An 18,235-nucleotide genomic window follows, 5' to 3' on the forward strand; every position below is an offset into this window, starting at 1 on the left:
TAAGAAACCGCTTCATTGCAGCTCTCCTTCAACCGGCTCTGCGTGCTGCATCCATCGACGACGTTGCTCATCCCGGCCCTAATTTTGACACGCGCGGCGTCCCTGGCCGAATGTCCGCTCTGGGTCGAAAGCGGTCACTCGGCTCGTTGCCGTTGGCGAGACGCAGCAATTGCTTATTGACGAGAAGCAGCCCGCTCCATGCTGGCTCCTGGGACAAATTTGGGACAGCGCCGACAATATCTGTCCTCGGTCAGCCGTATCGCTCAACAGGTAAGTAGTTGATTCCAATGGCCAGCCGTCACTGTCAATAACCCCGGAACCCGACTTAAAATCCCTCGACCGCAAGGTCATGTGGGTTCGATCCCCACTCCGGGCACCAGGGCGCATTTCGATGTTGATTACTTGAACGCCGTCAGGTCGCGCGGCGTGATCCCGTTGGCCTTGCAGTAGGCGAGGTAGCGCTCCAACGCCGTCTTCCAGTTCTCGATCGCAATGACTTTGTCGTTCTCGTCGAGATACACCAGGTCACCCGACACGATGTTCAGCGCGACCACGTCGCCCGCGCTGTCGGAAGCCTGCGGCGTGTGCGAGGACGCGGCGGTTTCGTACACGATGCTGCCGGGCGTCGCGACCCAATCGTGTTCCTGGTACTTCCACTCGCCCTGGATCGTGTAAACGATGACGGTGCCGGAGTGATAGTGGCGCGGCAGCACGGTGCTCGCCGGGGCCTTGAGCATGGCGACGACTTCGCCACGGATCGGGTCGAGCTTGAAGTACTTCACCATCACCGTATCGCTGTAGGGCGCGAACGGAATCCACGGAACGGAATCGTCGGCGATGACGGCGGTTTCGATATTCGCGTACAGCATGGTCGGTTTCCTCATCAGGTTGGAAAAGCGGACTGGCGATGCGCGGGGAATCTAGACCGTGCTGCACGGCGAACGAGTGGGAAATTTCCCCCTATGGATGAGGCATCTTCTGTGGCGCGAAGGCGAAGCGCCCGATACGCTACGCACATGACGCAAGACGCCGATTCCGCCCCGTCCTTCCCGGTCCTCAATGCGATCGAAGCGCGCATCCTCGGCTGCCTGATCGAGAAGCAGGCGACCACGCCCGAGCAATACCCGCTGACCGAAAACGCGATCCAGCTGGCGTGCAACCAGAAGACCAATCGCGAACCGATCATGGACGTCTCGCCCGGCGACGTCGCACATGCGGTCCGCCGCATGGAAGAACGCCGTCTCGTGCGAAATACGCAATCGGCGCGCGCGCTGCGCTTCGAGCACAAGGCCTCGCAGGCCTACAGCCTGACGCCGCCGCAACAAGCCATCGTCGCGATCCTGCTGCTGCGCGGGCCGCAAACTCCGAGCGAGATCCGCACGCGCACCAATCGCATGGCGACGTTCGCCGATGCCGAGGACTTGCAGCACGCGTTGGATCGCCTGCAGCAACGCGATGCACCGTTGATCGTTCGCGTTCCGCGATCAGGCGGTCAACGCGAAGATCGGTACATGCACTTGTTGTCCGGCCCGATCGATGTGGAAGCGTTGCGCAGTGCGTCCGCGTCTGCATCCGCGCACGAAACCGGCGTCACACGTGACGAGCTCAGCCAGCGCGTGGCCGAGCTCGAAGCACGCGTCGAAGCGCTGGAGCAACTGATGCGTCGCGCCGACGACGCTTGATCCGACGCACTACTTCACAAGGTCAAGCTGCCCCGGCGCCGCGATCGATTCGGCGCCCGCGCGCACCGGCGTGATGCCGGGCCGCGGCGGCAGGTTCGACGGCAACTGCACGTTCCAGGCCAGGCCGAGGCGTTCGAGCACCTGGATGAAGCCATAGCCGATGTCGATCTGGCCCGGATACAGGCCATGGCGCGCCGAACCGGGAAACGCGTGGTGGTTGTTGTGCCAGCTTTCGCCCATCGTCGGGATCGCCGCGATCGGCACGTCGTGCGCCTGGATGCCCGCATGGTCGACGGTCCAACTCTGCGGCCCGCGCGTGTGCGCGAAGTAGGAAATGAACCAGTGCATCGTCGTGCAAGCCGCGACGCGCGCGAACACGCCCCACGCCACCCACGGCAAACCGCCGATCGCATACAGCGCCAGGCCAATCGGCAACTGATGCCACTTCCACGTGCGTTCGAGGAAGACGTGGAAGGGATCGTCGGCGATGCCGGGGCCGGGGTCGAAGCCCGGCGGCGTGTCGAGCACGAGCTTGCAATGCAGGTTCCACCAGCCGTCCTTCAACAGGCCGTGGCGGTGGGCGAGGAAGTCGTGGCAGGCGGGTTGGCGTTGCGCCCAGTCGCGCATGTCGTGTGTGCGGATCGTCCAGATGGGGCCGCCCATGCCGACGATCGCGCCCATCCATGCGAGCAGGCGTTCGAGCCATTTCGGACATTGGAAGCTGCGATGCACGAGCCGGCGATGGAAGCCGACCGAATGCCCCGTGCACAGGGTCACCGCGCAGAGCGCGAGGAACACCGCGAACGCGCCCCACGTGAAAAACATCGGCGCGAGCACGAGCGCGCCGAGCAGCATGCCGGCGTTCCACAACGAGCGCGCCGGATCCCAACGCACCACGCCGTGCACCGGATTGACGCCCGGCCCGAGGATCAGCGAGTTGACCTTGTACGGATCCCTGCGGGGTGTGTCAGTCATCGGAAGTCCTTTCCGTGTAGGCAATGTGGTCGATGAAGCGATGCATGCGCGAATGCGCCGCGCGGAAATGCGGCAGCAGCTCGCGCAGCGTCGCTTCTGTCTCGACTCTCGTCCCCATGTCCCACGCGGTTCGATTGGGCCCCGCGGCAGCTTAACGCGCTACTCCATCAATCGCGCGATCAGGGCGATGTCTTCGCCCATTGTCGGCAGGTGCAGCACGCCGATGCCGTCGGTTTCGATCACCAGGCCTTCGCCGAGGTAGGACCAATCGGCCTCGGGATAATCGGGCGCATAGAGGCCGTCGTCGATGACGGCGACGACCTTGCCCTTGAGTCCGTCGGCGTCGATGCGATCGCCGGGGAGGACGGCTTGTCCGGTCTTGTAATGCATGCGGCGCGAGTTTCGCACAGCGCGAATCTCGCTTTTTTCACGTCCGCTTTCGCGCGCGGGGTGCGTTTCAGTTGACCATCTTGACGCCGAACCGCGCAGTCAGCTCCTGCTGGTCCACGTTGCCGTCGCCGTTGGCGTCCATCCACTTGAAGCGCATCTCCGAGCCGCGATCCAGTTCGGCGGCATCGAGCTTGTCGTCGGCGTTGCGATCGGCGACGCGCACGCGATCCAGTGCGTCGGCTTCCGTGACCGAGGGTCCCAGCAGCGGCGCGAGTTCGGCGGGGCTGATCATCTGGTCGCCGTCGGTATCCAGGCCGGCAATGAAGACTTCCGCGTCGACTTCGTACTTGCTCAGCGCGCCATCGTGGTTCACGTCCAGGCGCGTGAAGCGTTCGGCCGCGGTGGTGGCGATCTGCTGCGCGGCCAGCGGCGCGCTCGCGAGGAACAAGAGGACGGCGATTCCCTTCAAGGGCCCGGTCATGTCGATGCTCCACGCGAAAGAGGGCGCCAGCACACCAGCCGGCGCCCCGCCGATCAATTGGCCTTTCGGCTAGTACCTGCGCGCCCGCAGTGCACCGCCGTTGCGCTAGCATCTGCCCACGACCTTGGGGGAGGGCGTGGGGATGGCGGTGACAGGGAGCGAGTCGGGGGCCGTGCGCAAGGCGGCCTGGAGCATCGGCGTGTTCGTGGTCGGGTTGGCGATCCTCGTCCTGGCGGGGAAGTCGGCGACGATGCGCGAGGCGCGCAGCAAGGAAGAAGCGGCGCATGCGGTCGCGGTGTCGCAGGTCGCGTCCGCGCTGTGGGCGGCGGCCGAGCGCAATCGCCAGGCACTGCGGACCTACCGCGGCAAGGTCGCCGCGTATTCGGCCGCGATGGACCCCCGGCGCATCGTCGAACCCGAAGGCGCGGCGCAAGCACGCGATGCGATCGATCGCTTCCGCGCGGCCTGCGCGGAACTCGACGTGGCACGCAGTGCATCGGACATGCGGTTGCTGCAGCAGGTCAATGCGATTCCCGCGGGCGGCGACGCCCCGCGCAACGTGCGCGATGCCCTCGAACGCATCGAAGCGTTCGGGCAAGGCCTGCGCGAAAACCAGCGCGCCCAGGCCGATGCGTTGTTGCAACTCGTCGCGTTCCTCGCCGACCACGCCGACCGCATGACATTCGACAATCGCGGCCCGGTCTTCAACGACCCGGCCGACCTGGCGGCTTACCACACGCTCGCGCAGACAGCGCGCGGATTGTCGAACGAGGAGAGGCAATTGACAGAGTCCATCGAACTCGCGACGCGAGACGAGTTCGCGCGCCTCGCACGCCTGTGATCAACCGGTGTGCGTGAGCACGATGCGGCCGGGCGCGGCTTCCAGCATCCAGCCGGCGCGGTCGGCGGCGCGTGCGAGCAGCGGTGAGAGTGCGCCGGCATCGCTGCGTCGGGCCGAGGTATCGCGCGTTGCGTCGAGATCGACCACGCTGAGCTGACCGTTGTTGCGCGTGGCGACGAGCGTGCGCGCATCGCGCAGGTACTTGCGCACGAGCGCGCGCAGGAGCAGCACCGTTTCGCGACGCGCGACGTCGAACGCGCCGACGGCATCGATGCGCGTCTTCTCCGACCACGGCGCCAGGCTTTCGGCCAATAGCGCGGCGGTGTCCATCGTTTCGCGCTGCACCGGCGTGCGGCGGGCGGCGCCGAACAACAGTTCGATCAGTTCGGCCAATTCCTGCGCGCCGCGATCGAGGCGTTGCAGGCGCGCGATGTTCGCCGCGTCCTGGCCCGGTTCGTCGAGCAACACTTCGGCCACGCCTTGTACGACGGCGATCGGCGTGCGCAATGCATGGCTGGCATCGGCGAAGAAAGCGAGTTGTTGCGCATCGGCTTCGACCAGCCGCGCCTGGTAGTTGTCGATGGCGTGCGCGAGATGGCCGAGTTCGTCGTCGGGCGCGGTGTCGCGCAAGTGCGTCGGTTGCGGCGCGACGGGCAGTGCATCGACCGCCTTCGACAAGGCCCGCACCGGCGCGAGTGCGCGACCGGCGAAGACCCAGCCGAGCCACGCGGCGATCGCCACGCCCAGCACCACCATTGCCGCGAGCAGGAGGCGCAAGTGGACCTCGAGTTGCTCGATGTCGCCCAGGTCGATGGAAAACCACATGCGCCCCGCGGCGGTGTCGAATACGCCGACATGGATGCCTTCGTGGCGTTCGTCTTCGTGCACGCCGGGGCCGAAGCGCGCCAATTCCGGTGGCGGCTGTGCGAGATAACCGCTGAGGCGTTGCGTGCGCGGAAGTTGGACGGGCAAACCATTGGCGATGCGCAGGCTGTAATCCTCGGCCTGGCCGTGCAGGACTTCCGACGCGATGACGTGTTCGTAGTCTTCCGTGATCGCAATCACCGCGGCGGCGAACAGCAGGGTCATCACCAGCCCCAGCGCCGTGCAGGCGAGGGTGACGCGTCGGCGCAGGGAGGCGGGCGAGGCGCTCATGCCACGGGCACTTGGTAGCCGACGCCGCGCACCGAACGAATCAGTGCCGTGCCGAAGGGTTTGTCGACGAGCGCGCGCGACTCATACATCTGTGTGTGTAGCGCGCCCATGTCGGAAGGTTCAATTCCCCAGGCGGCGCGACGCGTCGGCGCCGTGCGCGAAGCCGCACACGATGTCGTCGAGCGTGTGTCGCGCGCGAATCGCCGCCGGACGATCGCGTGAAACCGGCAGCCGCGGCCTTGGTGCGCAATCGCCGAGGATGAACAGTGCGAAGGATGGAGTGCCGGATTGACCTGACGTTGATCGCGGAACGCGCAGGGTCGGGTCAACGTCGCATAAGGAAGCCCCGACGATGGCCCGACCTTCACCCGCTGCACTGGACGTGATGGAGCACATCGCCGACGCCGTCGACGATCTGGATGTGCTCCTCTCGCACGCCGACCGCATGAGCCCCGCGGAGACGGCGCGACGCATTTCGCATGCCCGCGCGTCGCTCGTGCGGGCCCAATCGGTGGGCGCCGAACTCCTCCTGGAAATGCTGAACCTGTCCGAGCGGCACGAGTTGATGCAATCGGAGATCGAAGCGATTCGCGAGTCGCATTGATCAGTTCGTGCGGGCTTGCCTGAACCCGCGCATTTTTCACCTGCCCTTGAGAACAGCTCGCCCACTGTGGAGTTGCATTCCACAGCAGTCGATTTCAGGGGGTTGAAATGAATACGCATCCGATTCGCCGCGCGGCCGTGGCCGCGGTGGTGGCCACCGCGTCCGCCGCTTCGGCACTGTCGGCCCAGGCCGCGACGCCGACCGGCAAGATCGTGTTCTCGCGCTCGACGCAGACCTCCACCAGCATCCCCCGCAGCCGCAGCCTGTGGTTGCTCGACGTGGGCACAGGCCAGGTGCGCGCGCTCACGACGGCGACGGACAGCGTGTACGACATGTCGGTGACCTGGTCGCCCGACGGCAGCAACCTGGTCTTCGAACGCGGCGTGGATCGCGTGCGCGAAGGCCAGCGCCACACGTTGCAGGTGGTATCGACCACCACCAACACGCGTCCGCATGCGTTGATCCACGGCGTGGGTCAGTTCTCCAAGCCCGCGTACGGTCCGAACAATCGCATCGCCTTCGTGTCGCTGAATTCGAGCGGGCAGTGCGTGTCGATCGTCGATGTCACCGGGCGCAACCGCCGCGATCTGTTCTGCGTTTCGGCGCCGGCCCAATTCGCGCAGCCGAAGTGGTCGGCGGATGGCACGCGCCTGTTCGTCGGCGCGGGCTATCCCGAAGGCCGCCTGGAACCGGTGTGGCACGCGCAGGCGTATCGCATCGACGTCGCCACCGGATCGGCCAAGCTGCTCAGCGACCTGGTGATGGAAGCGCCGCTGGACCTGACGATCTCGCCCGATGGCAACCGCGGCATCTACGCCGACGTCGTCGCCAACGACATGACGGTCGTGGATTTCCGCAACGGTGCGGCCAGGGCGATGCCGATGCGCGGCCATGCGCCGCTGTTCTCGCCGGACGGCCGCCGCATCGCCTTCACCGGCGAGGTGTACGAAGTCGGCCCGCAGACGCGTTACTACGAGCCGCTGTACGTGATGAACGCGGACGGCTCGGGCGTGCGTCGCATCACCGACTCGCGCGTGGCCGACCATGCGTACACCGCCGCCCAGTGGTCGCGCGACAACGTGCACGTGCTGGTGAATCGCCGCACGTATACCGACGACAGCCTCACGCAGCCGATCTTCGCGCTGCGGATGATCGACGCGAACACACGCGCGCTGCAGAACCTGCCGTCGGGTTACGCGGAAGCCGGTGCGTGGTACGAGGGTCCGTGACCCTCGCTAGAAGATGATCGTGACGTCGACCTGGTCGCTGTAACTCCCGACGCCCACGTCCTGGGCGGTCGGGATGCGGCCGTAGATGGGCCGCGTCGCGCGCTGGAAGATGCCGAACACCGCGCTCGATCCCGTACATACACCGCTGGTGACGCCGGTGGTGCAACTGACCGAGGTGGTGTTGGTGTTGCCCCACACGATGCCGCGCGCGGCATCGGTATACAGCTGGTAGGGCAGGTTGTACGCGCCGGACACCATGCGCCGGTTGGCGACGTTGTTGCCCGGGGCGTTGTTGCCCGAGTCGAGCCGGATTTCGACGGGGATCTGCGCGAGCACGCACTCGACCTGCACCGAGCCGTTGGCATCGCGCGGCACGGCGGACGTCGGATCGTAGGCGCCGAACGCGACGGCCGTGACTTCGACGTTGCAGTTCTGCGCGCGCGCGATCATCGGCGCGGCCCACGCGAGCGCGCCCAGCAACAGGACGATGAGCAACCGATGGGCCATCATTGCGTGCCCCCACACGCGACTTCGCCGAGATCGATGATGCCCGGCTTTGCCTCCGTCGGCACGTCGAGCGTGCACTGCACGGCGCCGTTGCCGGTGTCGATGCGCACCGGCTGCGCGCCAGGCGACACGTTTTCGAGATAGAACAGGCCTTCGGAACCGAGCACGGACGCCGCGTCGCTACCGATCGTCACCACGTCGCCCGCGGCACCGCCGGTGTAACGGAAGCGGCCGGTGATCGCATGCAGCGCGGAAGATTGCAGCACGACCACCGAGCCGGTGTTGCGCGCGACCATCACCTGGCGCGACGGCGCATCGATCGACCACGCGGCGGGCACCTGCGATTCGTCGATCTCCACGCGGTTGGCGTGGAAGGGCAGCATTTCGCGCACGAGCAGGTCGCCGTGCTTGTCGGTGCGGCCGATCGTCTGGTTTTCGCGGAGGATCGGCACGTCGGCCAGGCCCGGCGCGCGCACGAGCGCGAAGCCGTTCTCGACCGGCGGCGTGGCGAACACGCGACCGCCGATGCCGACCAGCGAGCCGGTCATGAGCGCACGGCCGCGCGTGTTGCCTTCGAGCGATTCGCCTTCCACCGCGAAGCGCGCCCACGCGTTCTGGTATTCGACCTGGCCGTAGCCGGTCTCGATGTCGCCATCGTCCTGCACGCTGGCGAGGTAACCCCAACCGGTGTCGGTGGGGCGCGAACGATGTGCGTCGACGCTGTAACCGTGCGTCGTGCGCGCACCGTCGTCGCGCTGGCGCGCGGTGACGTTGACGCTGTCGCGGTCGAAGGCGATGTTGAGGCTCAGCTGGATCGTGGTGTCTTCGAACAAGTCCGATTCGCGGCGCTGCGCCGACAGGAACAACGCACCGCGATCCCACGCGCGCAGCGAACCGGTGATGCCCCACGTGCGTTCCATCGGCCGGAACTGGCGCTGCTGCCGACCGGCATTGAACTGCAGCGACATCCCACCGTAGGGGGAGATGGAGACCGAAGCGTAGTCGTCGATGCGCAGCGCGCCGAACACGTCGTCGAGCGGATCGCTCATCGTGCGGTAATCCGCCGACGCGCGGCGCGACCCCAGTCCGATCGACCAGATCGCCATGTTGAAGGAGTAGTTGATGGCGTGCGCGTTGCCGCGACCCAGGACATCGCGGTCGCTGCCCGCCACGGCGAATGCGAACTCGCCCAGCGGCGTGCGGACGGCGGCGTCGAGGCCACCGTTGCGCACGAACTCGTCGCCTTCCACGCGGCCACCGAGCGTGAACCAATCCGCCAGGCCGCGGCGATACCATGCCTGGTAGGCGAGTTGGTCTTCGTAATCGCCGCCGAGACCGCCGCCGGTGCGCGGCGCGCCCAGGCGCACGGCGTACTCGCTCAGGCCCGTCGCGAGCAAGCGCGGGCTGCCGCCGTAGTACGTCTGCGTGGCCAGCTCGCTGCGATTGCCGAACGGATCGCGCACGATCACGCGCACGTCGTTGCGGCCCGGCTGCACGCCGAGTTGTTCGAGCGTGAACGGGCCCGCGCCCAGTTCGCGGCGGCCGATCAGCGTGCCGTTCGAAAACACTTCGACGGTGCCGGGGCTTTCGAGCAGGCCGGAAAAATACGGCTGCGGGAACGTGACCAGGTAAGGATCGGTGTCGAACGCGCGCTCGACGCCGAAGCCACCGAGCAGGCGACCACCGCCGAGCGGATCGCGCGCGACGGCGAACTGGTCGCCGACGGTCCAGCGGCGCGTGACCGTGGGTTGGTCGTATTCGAAACGCGACAGGCCGCGACGCCAGCCGAAGTAGGGATCCCACTGCGCGGCGGTGCGCAGCGCGGCGTTGCCGCGGCCGAGGGCGCCGTCCAGGAACAATTCGCCGTCGCCGTCCTGGTTGACCGAGGTGGCGTAATTGACGAACGCGCTCCACGGCTGCAGGCCGACTTCCGACTGCTGTTGCGTCGCCATCGCCACGCGTTGGCGCGGCAGGCGATCGGCACGCAGGGTGAGGTCCAGGCGCAGCAGTTCGCGATCGATCTTGTACGTGCTGCCGTGGTTGAGCTGACGCAGCGAGACGAAGGAACGCTCGCCCACGAATTCGGGCACGACGCCCGTGGTGTCGAGTGCGGCGGCCTGCAGCGCGGCGGTGTCGACGAGCACGTCGTCGCCGCGCGCGATCACCGGCGCCACGCCGATGCAGCGATCGTTGATGCAGACATCGAGCAGCATGGTCTCGTCGCCCGGCGCGGCATGCGCGACGGGAAGGACGAGGGCCAGCAGGAGTGCGGACGCGAGCGCGCCGCGGCGCACGTTCAGGGCGCGCATCGCCGCGCACCGGCGGAGACTTGCGCGACCAGCGGCTTGGCATCGCCCAGCGTGTATTCGACCGTCGCCGCGCGTGCGCAGGCCGAGGCCGGGATCTTCGCGTGCAGCGGCAGGCTGGCGCCGACGAGCACGTAGTTGGAATCGACGGTGCCTTCGTGCAGCGCTTTGCCCTTGGCGTCGAGCACGCGCAACTTGGCCGGCGCAGGCGCCGAGTAAGCGGTGCCGATGTTGCGCAGGACCAGGGCGGCGTCGCCGCCGTCGATGCGATCGACCGTCATCGACAGGCCGGGCTTGGCGTTCGCGGGCTGCACGAACACCGGCATGCTGACGTGCGTGAGCATGCGGATCTGCCCGGGGGCGGCGGCCGCCGGATCGGGCAATTCATTGAGTTCGATGCGGTAGGCCTGTTCGGCGACGACCGTCGGCGAGAGCGAACCGATGCGGATGCGCGCAGTGCCCGATTCGGGCAGCTTCACGATCAGCGGATGGACCACGAGGTCCTGCGAAGGCGCCAGTTCCCACGCGCCGTCGGGTTTCTGCGTCCAACGCTTCACCTTCACCTCGAAGGACACGTCGCGCGCTTCCTGGCTGGTGAGCACGAGCGTTTCGACCGAGTGCGATGCACTCAGCGCGATGCGGGTGTTGCTGAGGCCGAAATTGGCGGCGGCGGCCAGGCCCGCGAAGCAGGCGAGGGTGCCGCACGCGGTCAACGCGGCCGCGCGGACGCGGTTGCGAATGCAGGACATTGCTTCAAGGCTCTACCCAAGCGCCCCGCCTTGCGGCGGGGCAATGGAACAACGGATCAGAACGTGACGTTGATGGCCACGGTGTCCGTGTAGGAGCCGGCGGCGACGTTCTGGCCAGCCGGGATGCGGCCGTAGACGGTCAGCACCGTCGCGGTGGCCGAGTTGGCCGACGTGAAGGTCGACTCGGTGCCCAGTGTGCAGCCCCAAACCGCGGTGCGGAGGCTGTTGCTGTACAGCTGGTAGCCCAGGCGCTCGGCGCCCGAAGCCATCTGGCGCTGGGGGGCGCCGCAGTTCGAACCGGCGGCCGGGTTGGAACCCTGGGCCAGCTGGACGTGGGCGAGCGTGTTCTTGGTGCAGCGGATCGAGATCGAACCGTCGGCGTCACGATCGGCCGTCAGGTTGACGTCGGACGGATCGTAGGCACCGAAGGCCATGGTGTTCGGGCCCACGACCAGGCAGCTGGCGGCGACGGTGGCCGTCACGGCCAGGTTGCCGGTCTGCGGCGAGGCGCCGGCGAAGGCGGTCGAGGTGAACAGCACGCCGGTGAGGGCGAGAGCAAGCGAAGCGGTACGCATTTGAAGTCCCCAAGGTTGTGGCGATTGCGGTCACCAAGGGGTGCCGCCGGGGTTAAAAACTAGTGAAGGACTATTTTCCTCGCAACGGAAACGACAACTGGTTCGCAATTGGCGCGCGAAAATGTGACGTAGGTCACAGAAATGTCGCCATTCCGTTCAGGAACGGTACGTATTCAGGGGTGTGAAAAGGGTGTCAATGCGCGTCAGTAGACATGACGCGCGGTGTCAGGGTGACAACAAGTCACCGTGTGATGCCTTCTCCGGGTGGCGTGTAGACCGGGAGTCACCCTCAAAAATCGCCTTCGACGGCGTTTTCGGCGCGCCGGTGGGTGACACGGCGGCTGTCAAGGGCATCGGCGACTTCTGACCCGGGCCGCCGGTGCGCGGGCCGTCGTCGTTGGAAATCGTGCCCGTCGCGCCGGCATCGGAAATCGGCGCGCCCGTGGCGTTGGACAGCAGGACCTGGAAGGTCTCGTTCGCCTCGCGCAGGCGGTCGCCGTTGATGGTCACGTCGAAGTTGCGTGCGGTCTGGCCCGGCGTAAAGGTCAGCGAACCCGAGGCCGCGACGTAATCGCTGCCCGCGATCGCGGTGCCGTTGGCAGTGGCCAGCGAAACGGTGACGTTCGATGTCGCCGCCGTCGACAACCGCACGGTGAAGCGCAACACCTTCGTGCCCGACGCGCCTTCGGCGACGGAGGCATCGGCGATCGACAGCGTCGGCGCGGTCGGCTTCCAGCCCAGCTTCACCACTTCGAAATCGCTCGCCTGCAATCCGCTGAAGGCGGGATTGAGCGTGTCGTTGTTCCAGCGCACGTCGAACGTGCCGGAGATATACATGTCCGAACCGTTGTCGGCGACGATCAGCCCGTACTTCTGCATCGCGCGGAAGATCTTGCGCGCGACCGGATCGGTGGTGCGCAGCGCGGGGTTGGCGCCGTTGACGCTGGTCTTCAGGCGCAGGCGCGCGCCCATCGGCAACGCACCGCTCGTGCCGCCCGCGGTATGCGACGCCGGAAACACGTGCCCGTTGCTCGTGCGCACGGTGACGCGCAAGGCGTGCTGGATTTCCGCGACGTTCGGATGCGCCGCTTCGTCGTAGCGCACCAGGCCGGGGAAGATCGCCAGGCCCGCGGCATCGGCCGACGTCCAGCCTTCGGGCCGGCGATCGCTGCGCTGCAGGTCGAAGAACGCACCGGAGCCGGCGTACCAGCGCTGTTGCGCCGTCGAATACCACACGTTGTACAACTCATAGAGTGTGCGGTTGGTGCAATCGACGATCAGGATGTGGCGGTCGTTGTCGCCGCGCTGGTCCACGCTGGCCGGCGCGCCGCCTTCCATCCAGTGCGGCTGCGAGATGACGTTGGCGGGGATCGGATAGAAGGGAATGCCCTGGCCGGTCGACATGTTCACGCCGTCGCTCTCGTCCCAGTAATCGAAGGTCACGGCCGACTTGGCCGTCGAACCGTTGACCACGATGTACGGGAATCCGTACACGTCCGGGCTGCCGGTCTCGGCTTCGCCGCCGAAATCCGGATGCAGGCGGCGCGTCGAACCGATGAAGTTGATGAAGTTCGCGGAGTTCGCATCCACCGGCGCCTGCGAGATGTCGGTGTTCCACCAGTTGTCGGCGGAGAACACGGGCAGCGGCGGAGGAATGGGCGTGCCTTGCGTGGGCGCGTTGGGCGCGGGGCACGATTGCGCCAGCGCCAGGCCGGACAGGCACAGCGCGAGGGGCGCGACGGACAGGGCGAGGGCGCGAGCATCCATGGCGATCGGCTTCCGTGATGAATCGGGCCGAGCCTGTCCCGCATGCGCGCGCGGGTCAACGACCGGAAATTAACTCCGGGGGGCGCGTCACAGTCCCTGGAAACGCGAGGTTCAGCCTTCAGCCCCAGGCCGACAGATCCTGACGCAACGCGTCGATCCCTGCCCACGGATCCTTGCGTTGCCGCTTGATGCGCGCCAGCGTCTTGTCCATGTGGAAGGCATCGCCGCGCTTGAGCGCCTTGAGTTCCGACCACGCCAGCGGCACCGCGACCGGCGCGCCCGCACGCGCGCGCAGCGAATACGACGCCACCGCGGTCGCGCCGCGCCCGTTGCGCAGATAGTCGATGAAGATCTTGCCGGGGCGCAGTTTCAACGTGGCGGTGGCGAGATAGCGATCGGGATCCGAACCGGCGAGCGCTTCGGCGAATCCCTTCGAGAATTTCTTCACCAGCTTCCAATCGTTCGCCGGATTCAGCGGCACGACGACATGCAGGCCCTTGCCGCCGGTCGCGCGCAGGAAGGATTTCAGTTCGAGTTGTTCGAGCAAGTCGCGCACGTGCGTCGCGGCGCGTTTGACTTCGGCGAACGGCACGCCCGGCCCGGGGTCCAGATCGAAGATCACGCGATCGGCGTGGTCGGGATCGTCCGCGTGCGCGCCCCACGGATGGAACTCCAGGGTGTTGAACTGCACGAGTTCCATCAAGCCGCTGATGTCGTCGACGACGAGGTAGTTCGCGTTGATGCCGGCTTCTTCCTTCAACCGCACGAAGCGCACGATTTCCAAGCCTGCCGTGTGGTGCTTCTGGAAGAAGCACGCTTTGCCCACGCCGTCGGGGCAGCGGATGGCCGACAACGGACGGCCCGCGATCTCGCGCAGCAGGTGCGGCGCGACGGCCTTGTAGTAGTCGGCGACTTGCTGCTTGGTGATGTTGCGATCCGGGAAGATGATCTTCGTCGGGCTGCTGAGGCGGACTTCGGGCGCGGCCACGCGTTCGCGCGCGGTGGTTTTCTTCGCCGCTTTCTTCGCAGGTTTGCCGCGATCGGAATCCAGCAAGTCCCCGACGTCCTTGTCCATGCGCACGGTCTTCAGCGACGGCTGGCGCAGGATCCCCGAGTTGCCCAGGCCGCGAATGAACACCTCGACGACGAACAGCGGCGGAAACCACGTCGCGCGCTTGAGTTCGGCATCCAGCGGAATCGGCACGTGCACGCTCGGCTTCGACGAACCGATGTCGCCGATGTGTTTCGACAGTTGCCGCAGTTGCTCGCTCGAAAACCCGGTGCCCACGCGCCCCGCGTACACCCAACCGTGTTTCGCATCGGGGCGCGCAAGTAGCAAGGACCCGAAGCCCGTGCGCGATCCCTGGCCCTTCGTCGTGCCCACGACCGCGAACTCGTCCGACTCCAGGCGCTTGGTCTTGCGCCAATCATCGCTGCGACCGGCGGTGTAGGGCCGGTCCGCGCGCTTGGAGATGATTCCTTCGAATTGTTGCTCGGACGCAAGCGCAAACGCGGCCGTTCCTTCATCGCCGGGCACGTGCGAGCTGTACGACAGATGCGGGATCGGTGCTTTCAACAAGACTTCGAGCAGCGCCTTGCGTTCGACCAACGGCGCCTTGCGGACATCGACGCCCTCCAGGTGCAACAGGTCGAACAGGACATACGCCAGCCCACCTTGTTCCTCGCCCGACAAGGTCGACTGCAGCAGGTTGAAATCCGCCTGCGTGCCGCGGCCCGCGATCAACTCGCCATCGAGTGCGGCGCTTTTCACGCCGAGCTGTTCCAGCGCCGCGCGCAGCTCGGGCACCTTGTCGGTCCATTCGATCGCGTTGCGCGACCAGATGCGCACCTTCCCGTCGACGATCGTCGAAACCAGGCGGTAACCATCCCACTTCACTTCGTGGATCCATTGCGCACCGTTGGGCGCGACGTCGCCGAGCTTGGCGAGCTGTGGTTCGAAGGCTTCGTTGCGCAAGCTCGATTTTCTTCCGCCGGTCAGTTTCAAAGCCTTCGCGGCCCAGTCGACCTTGCGCCGGGTTTTCGGAGCGATCGTCTTCGCCGCTTTCTTCACGACTTTCTTCCCCGCTGGCGCCGCCACATCCTGCAACAGATCGTCGGCTTCCACCTTGCCCGCGTACGCATCGTTCTCCTTGAACAGCAGCCACTGCGGCTGTCGCGCCGGCTTGCCCGAACGCACCAGGTGCCATTCGCCCTTCAACTTCTCGCCGAACAATTCGAAGCGGATATGGCCTTTCGCCAACTGTGCTTCGGGATCGTAGGGCGTGGTCCACACGCCCTGGTCGAAGGTCGCGACGTGGCCGCCGCCATATTCGCCTTGCGGAATCTCGCCTTCGAAACCCGCGTACGACAGCGGGTGATCCTCGACTTCCACCGCCATGCGCTTGATCGTCGGGTCGTAACTCGGTCCCTTGGGCACGGCCCAGCTCTTGAGCGCATCGCCGATCTGCAAACGGAAGTCGTAATGCCGGCGCGAGGCGTGGTGCAGTTGCACGACGAAGATCGGGCGATGCACTTCCGGTGTCTTCGCCGCTTTGCGTTTGACCGCCTTTTTCGCGGGCGCGCGCGCTTCCGGCGAAGGCTCGCGCGTCTTGTCGAAATGCCGCTTGCGGCGGTATTCGGTGAGGCTCATTCCGTCACGAATCCTGCACGCCGGGGCGGGGTATCAGGACGCTATCCAAGGCACGCGAAGGAGATCGTGATGGCGGGCAAGCGCGAACTCAACGAACCGACTCCCGGTGACAAACGCCTGCAGCGACGCGACAACAAGGGGCGGTTCGCCGAATCCGACGACCTGGGCCGCTCGCTCGGGCAGGATCAACAGCGGGACGGCGAGCACGACGCCAAGCCCGGGCAGGGCGATCGCGGCGACCGCAAACACTAGGTTCGTCGGCCGCCTGCGCTAGCATCGACGCATGTGCGGCCGATTCACCCGCGACTTCACGTGGCAGCAGGTGCGCGAGTTCTCGCGCATGCTGGACCTGGTCGTGCCTGCCGAAGACCCGACGCCGGCCTGGAACATCGCACCCACCGATCCGCATCCGGTCATCGTCGCGCACGGCGAGGGCGGCGCCGTGCAGGAGATGCGCTGGGGCCTGCTTCCGCCCTGGCAGAAGGACACCAAGCTCGCCTTCGCCACGATCAACGCTAGGCTGGAATCAGTGGCGGACAAGCCCGCCTTCCGCGGCGCGTGGAAACAACGCCGCGCGCTGGTCCCTGCCTCGGGCTACTACGAGTGGCCCGTCATCGATGGGAAGAAGCGCCCGCACTGGATCCACCTGGCCGATTCGCCGGTGATGCTGTTCGGCGGCGTGTGGGAAACGCGCTCCGACGGCGCGGGCGGCGCGCTGCTCACCTATAGCATCGTCACGCGCGCGGCCGATCCGGTGATCCGGCAGGTGCATGATCGGATGCCGCTGATCCTCCCGCCCGAGGTGCTGCACGACTGGCTGCATGGCGACGCGGAGCAAGCGATGGCCATCGCGCACGCGGTCCCCGAGCCGGCGCTGGCGTTCCATGAGGTCGATCCGGCCGTGGGCAACGTGCGCAACCAGGGCGCGCAGCTGATCGCGCCGATGCCGTGCGCGGCGGACGGCCTGTTTCCCTGACACGGGGTAAGTGCCAAACTCCCGCCGGCCAAGAAGCTGCTTCATTTTAGGGGAATACCAATGCGGGACGTCGCATCGGCGCGCATCGCCGTCATCGGCCTGGGCTACGTCGGGCTGCCGCTCGCCGTTGCGTTCGGGCGCGCGCACGAGACGCTGGGCTTCGACATCGACCCCACGCGCGTGGCCGCGCTGCAGGGCGGGGAAGGCGACCGCAACCGCGAGGTGGCGGCCGACGAACTCGAACTGGCCGCACGCCTGCGCTTCAGCGCCACGCCCGCCGACCTGCGCGAATGCGACGTCTTCATCGTCACCGTTCCCACGCCGATCGACGAACACAAGCGCCCCGACTTCAGCCCGCTGATCAGCGCCAGCCGCACGATCGGTGGCGTGCTCAAGCGCGGCGACGTCGTCGTCTACGAATCCACGGTGTACCCGGGCGCGACCGAAGAAATCTGCGTGCCCGAACTCGAACGCGCCTCGGGCCTGCGCTTCAACCACGATTTCACCGTCGGCTACAGCCCCGAACGCATCAATCCCGGCGACCGCGAACGCCGCCTGACGAACATCCCCAAGGTCACCTCCGGCTCCACGCCCGAGGCCGCGGATTTCGTCGATGCGTTGTACGGCACGATCATCACCGCCGGCACGCACAAGGCTTCGAGCATCCAGGTCGCCGAAGCGTCCAAGGTGATCGAGAACACGCAGCGCGACGTCAACATCGCGCTGGTCAACGAGTTCGCGCTGATCTTCCATCGCCTGGGCATCGACACGACCGAAGTGCTCGAAGCTGCGTCGACCAAGTGGAACTTCCTGCCGTTCCGCCCCGGCCTGGTCGGCGGCCACTGCATCGGCGTGGACCCGTATTACCTGATCCAGAAAGCGCAGGCGCACGGTTACTACCCCGACATCCTGCTTGCATGCCGCCGCATCAACGATGCGATGGGCCACCAGATCGCCGCCGAAGTGGTGAAGCTGATGGTGCAGCGCGGGCTCACCGTCGCCGGCGCGCGCATCTTGCTGCTCGGCCTGACGTTCAAGGAAAACTGCCCCGACCTGCGCAACACGCGCGTGGTGGAACTGGCCGGGGAACTCGAGGAATACCGCGCGGTCGTGGATATCCATGATCCATGGGCCAATCCGCGCGAAGCGATGCAGGAATACGGCATCCGCCTGGTCGAGGATCCCGCGCAGGGCGCCTATGACGCGGTCGTGATCGCCGTGGGGCATGATGACTTCAAGGCGATGGGCGTCGAAGGCCTGCATCGGTTGGGCCACCCGCGCACCGTGTATTACGACATCAAGGGCGTGTTCCCGAAGGATGCGGTGGACGCGCGGCTCTAGGCCAACA

At 66.5% G+C, this 18,235-nt stretch carries 18 protein-coding genes; 7 read left to right on the top strand and 11 right to left on the bottom strand.

Going from position 1 to position 18,235, the window contains the following annotated elements; translation table 11 throughout:
- Nucleotides 1-398 precede the first annotated feature (398 nt).
- Entirely contained in the window at nucleotides 399-869 is a 471-nt protein-coding gene (locus tag GN331_RS10910; protein ID WP_156642066.1) for a 2,4'-dihydroxyacetophenone dioxygenase family protein, read from the bottom strand.
- Between the two features lie 147 nt (nucleotides 870-1,016).
- On the opposite strand from GN331_RS10910, the gene GN331_RS10915 reads away from it, so the two are divergent.
- Nucleotides 1,017-1,682, top strand: coding sequence for a YceH family protein (locus tag GN331_RS10915; RefSeq protein WP_156642067.1), 666 nt, complete (start codon nucleotides 1,017-1,019; stop codon nucleotides 1,680-1,682).
- 9 nt (nucleotides 1,683-1,691) lie between these two features.
- Here the strand turns inward: GN331_RS10915 and GN331_RS10920 are convergent, their stop codons facing one another.
- The 3 genes from GN331_RS10920 to GN331_RS10930 all read right to left on the bottom strand — a co-directional run bounded on the left by GN331_RS10920 (nucleotide 1,692) and on the right by GN331_RS10930 (nucleotide 3,528).
- Nucleotides 1,692-2,657, bottom strand: a complete 966-nt coding sequence (locus GN331_RS10920; RefSeq protein WP_197427103.1) for an acyl-CoA desaturase — start codon at nucleotides 2,655-2,657, stop codon at nucleotides 1,692-1,694.
- Nucleotides 2,658-2,816: 159 nt separating this feature from the next.
- A complete protein-coding gene (locus GN331_RS10925) occupies nucleotides 2,817-3,047 on the bottom strand; it encodes a hypothetical protein (RefSeq protein WP_156642068.1) in 231 nt (76 codons plus the stop codon).
- 67 nt (nucleotides 3,048-3,114) lie between these two features.
- Complete coding sequence (locus GN331_RS10930) at nucleotides 3,115-3,528, bottom strand: EF-hand domain-containing protein (protein ID WP_156642069.1); 414 nt, start codon at nucleotides 3,526-3,528, stop codon at nucleotides 3,115-3,117.
- Nucleotides 3,529-3,670: 142 nt separating this feature from the next.
- Here GN331_RS10930 and GN331_RS10935 point away from each other — a divergent pair, with 142 nt between their 5' ends.
- Nucleotides 3,671-4,369: a hypothetical protein gene (locus GN331_RS10935; protein ID WP_156642070.1), complete on the top strand. Its 699-nt coding sequence runs from the start codon at nucleotides 3,671-3,673 to the stop codon at nucleotides 4,367-4,369.
- Here GN331_RS10935 and GN331_RS10940 read toward each other — a convergent pair whose 3' ends face one another.
- Nucleotides 4,370-5,524, bottom strand: coding sequence for a sensor histidine kinase (locus GN331_RS10940; RefSeq protein ID WP_156642071.1), 1,155 nt, complete (start codon nucleotides 5,522-5,524; stop codon nucleotides 4,370-4,372).
- Nucleotides 5,525-5,876: 352 nt separating this feature from the next.
- On the opposite strand from GN331_RS10940, the gene GN331_RS10945 reads away from it, so the two are divergent.
- Complete coding sequence (locus GN331_RS10945) at nucleotides 5,877-6,128, top strand: hypothetical protein (protein ID WP_156642072.1); 252 nt, start codon at nucleotides 5,877-5,879, stop codon at nucleotides 6,126-6,128.
- 107 nt (nucleotides 6,129-6,235) lie between these two features.
- Complete coding sequence (locus tag GN331_RS10950; RefSeq protein ID WP_156642073.1) at nucleotides 6,236-7,357, top strand: TolB family protein; 1,122 nt, start codon at nucleotides 6,236-6,238, stop codon at nucleotides 7,355-7,357.
- 6 nt (nucleotides 7,358-7,363) lie between these two features.
- Here the strand turns inward: GN331_RS10950 and GN331_RS10955 are convergent, their stop codons facing one another.
- The 6 genes from GN331_RS10955 to ligD form a co-directional block, all read right to left on the bottom strand.
- Nucleotides 7,364-7,867 carry a Csu type fimbrial protein gene (locus GN331_RS10955; protein ID WP_156642074.1) on the bottom strand — a complete coding sequence of 168 codons (504 nt, stop codon included), beginning with the start codon at nucleotides 7,865-7,867 and terminating at the stop codon, nucleotides 7,364-7,366.
- Nucleotides 7,864-10,173 carry a fimbria/pilus outer membrane usher protein gene (locus tag GN331_RS10960; protein WP_156642075.1) on the bottom strand — a complete coding sequence of 770 codons (2,310 nt, stop codon included), beginning with the start codon at nucleotides 10,171-10,173 and terminating at the stop codon, nucleotides 7,864-7,866. The genes GN331_RS10955 and GN331_RS10960 overlap by 4 nt, the downstream gene beginning before the upstream one ends.
- On the bottom strand, nucleotides 10,161-10,919 hold the full coding sequence (locus GN331_RS10965) for a fimbrial biogenesis chaperone (protein ID WP_156642076.1): 759 nt from the start codon (nucleotides 10,917-10,919) through the stop codon (nucleotides 10,161-10,163). The genes GN331_RS10960 and GN331_RS10965 overlap by 13 nt, the downstream gene beginning before the upstream one ends.
- Before the next feature lie 56 nt (nucleotides 10,920-10,975).
- Nucleotides 10,976-11,494, bottom strand: coding sequence for a Csu type fimbrial protein (locus GN331_RS10970; RefSeq protein WP_156642077.1), 519 nt, complete (start codon nucleotides 11,492-11,494; stop codon nucleotides 10,976-10,978).
- 225 nt (nucleotides 11,495-11,719) lie between these two features.
- Nucleotides 11,720-13,261: a Calx-beta domain-containing protein gene (locus GN331_RS17030; RefSeq protein WP_156642078.1), complete on the bottom strand. Its 1,542-nt coding sequence runs from the start codon at nucleotides 13,259-13,261 to the stop codon at nucleotides 11,720-11,722.
- 118 nt (nucleotides 13,262-13,379) lie between these two features.
- Nucleotides 13,380-15,911: a DNA ligase D gene (gene ligD / locus GN331_RS10980; RefSeq protein ID WP_156642079.1), complete on the bottom strand. Its 2,532-nt coding sequence runs from the start codon at nucleotides 15,909-15,911 to the stop codon at nucleotides 13,380-13,382.
- Between the two features lie 69 nt (nucleotides 15,912-15,980).
- Here ligD and GN331_RS10985 point away from each other — a divergent pair, with 69 nt between their 5' ends.
- Genes GN331_RS10985 through GN331_RS10995 form a run of 3 tightly spaced genes read left to right on the top strand, consistent with a single transcriptional unit; the run spans nucleotide 15,981 to nucleotide 18,228 of the window.
- Nucleotides 15,981-16,163 (top strand): hypothetical protein, encoded by a 183-nt coding sequence (locus GN331_RS10985; RefSeq protein ID WP_156642080.1) that lies wholly within the window; start codon nucleotides 15,981-15,983, stop codon nucleotides 16,161-16,163.
- A gap of 31 nt (nucleotides 16,164-16,194) precedes the next feature.
- Nucleotides 16,195-16,887, top strand: coding sequence for an SOS response-associated peptidase (locus GN331_RS10990; protein ID WP_156642081.1), 693 nt, complete (start codon nucleotides 16,195-16,197; stop codon nucleotides 16,885-16,887).
- A gap of 60 nt (nucleotides 16,888-16,947) precedes the next feature.
- Entirely contained in the window at nucleotides 16,948-18,228 is a 1,281-nt protein-coding gene (locus tag GN331_RS10995) for a nucleotide sugar dehydrogenase (RefSeq protein ID WP_156642083.1), read from the top strand.
- Nucleotides 18,229-18,235 lie beyond the last annotated feature (7 nt).

Origin of the sequence: Noviluteimonas gilva, assembly GCF_009740395.1 — a bacterium.
In the GTDB taxonomy this organism is placed as follows: Bacteria; Pseudomonadota; Gammaproteobacteria; order Xanthomonadales; family Xanthomonadaceae; genus Noviluteimonas; species Noviluteimonas gilva.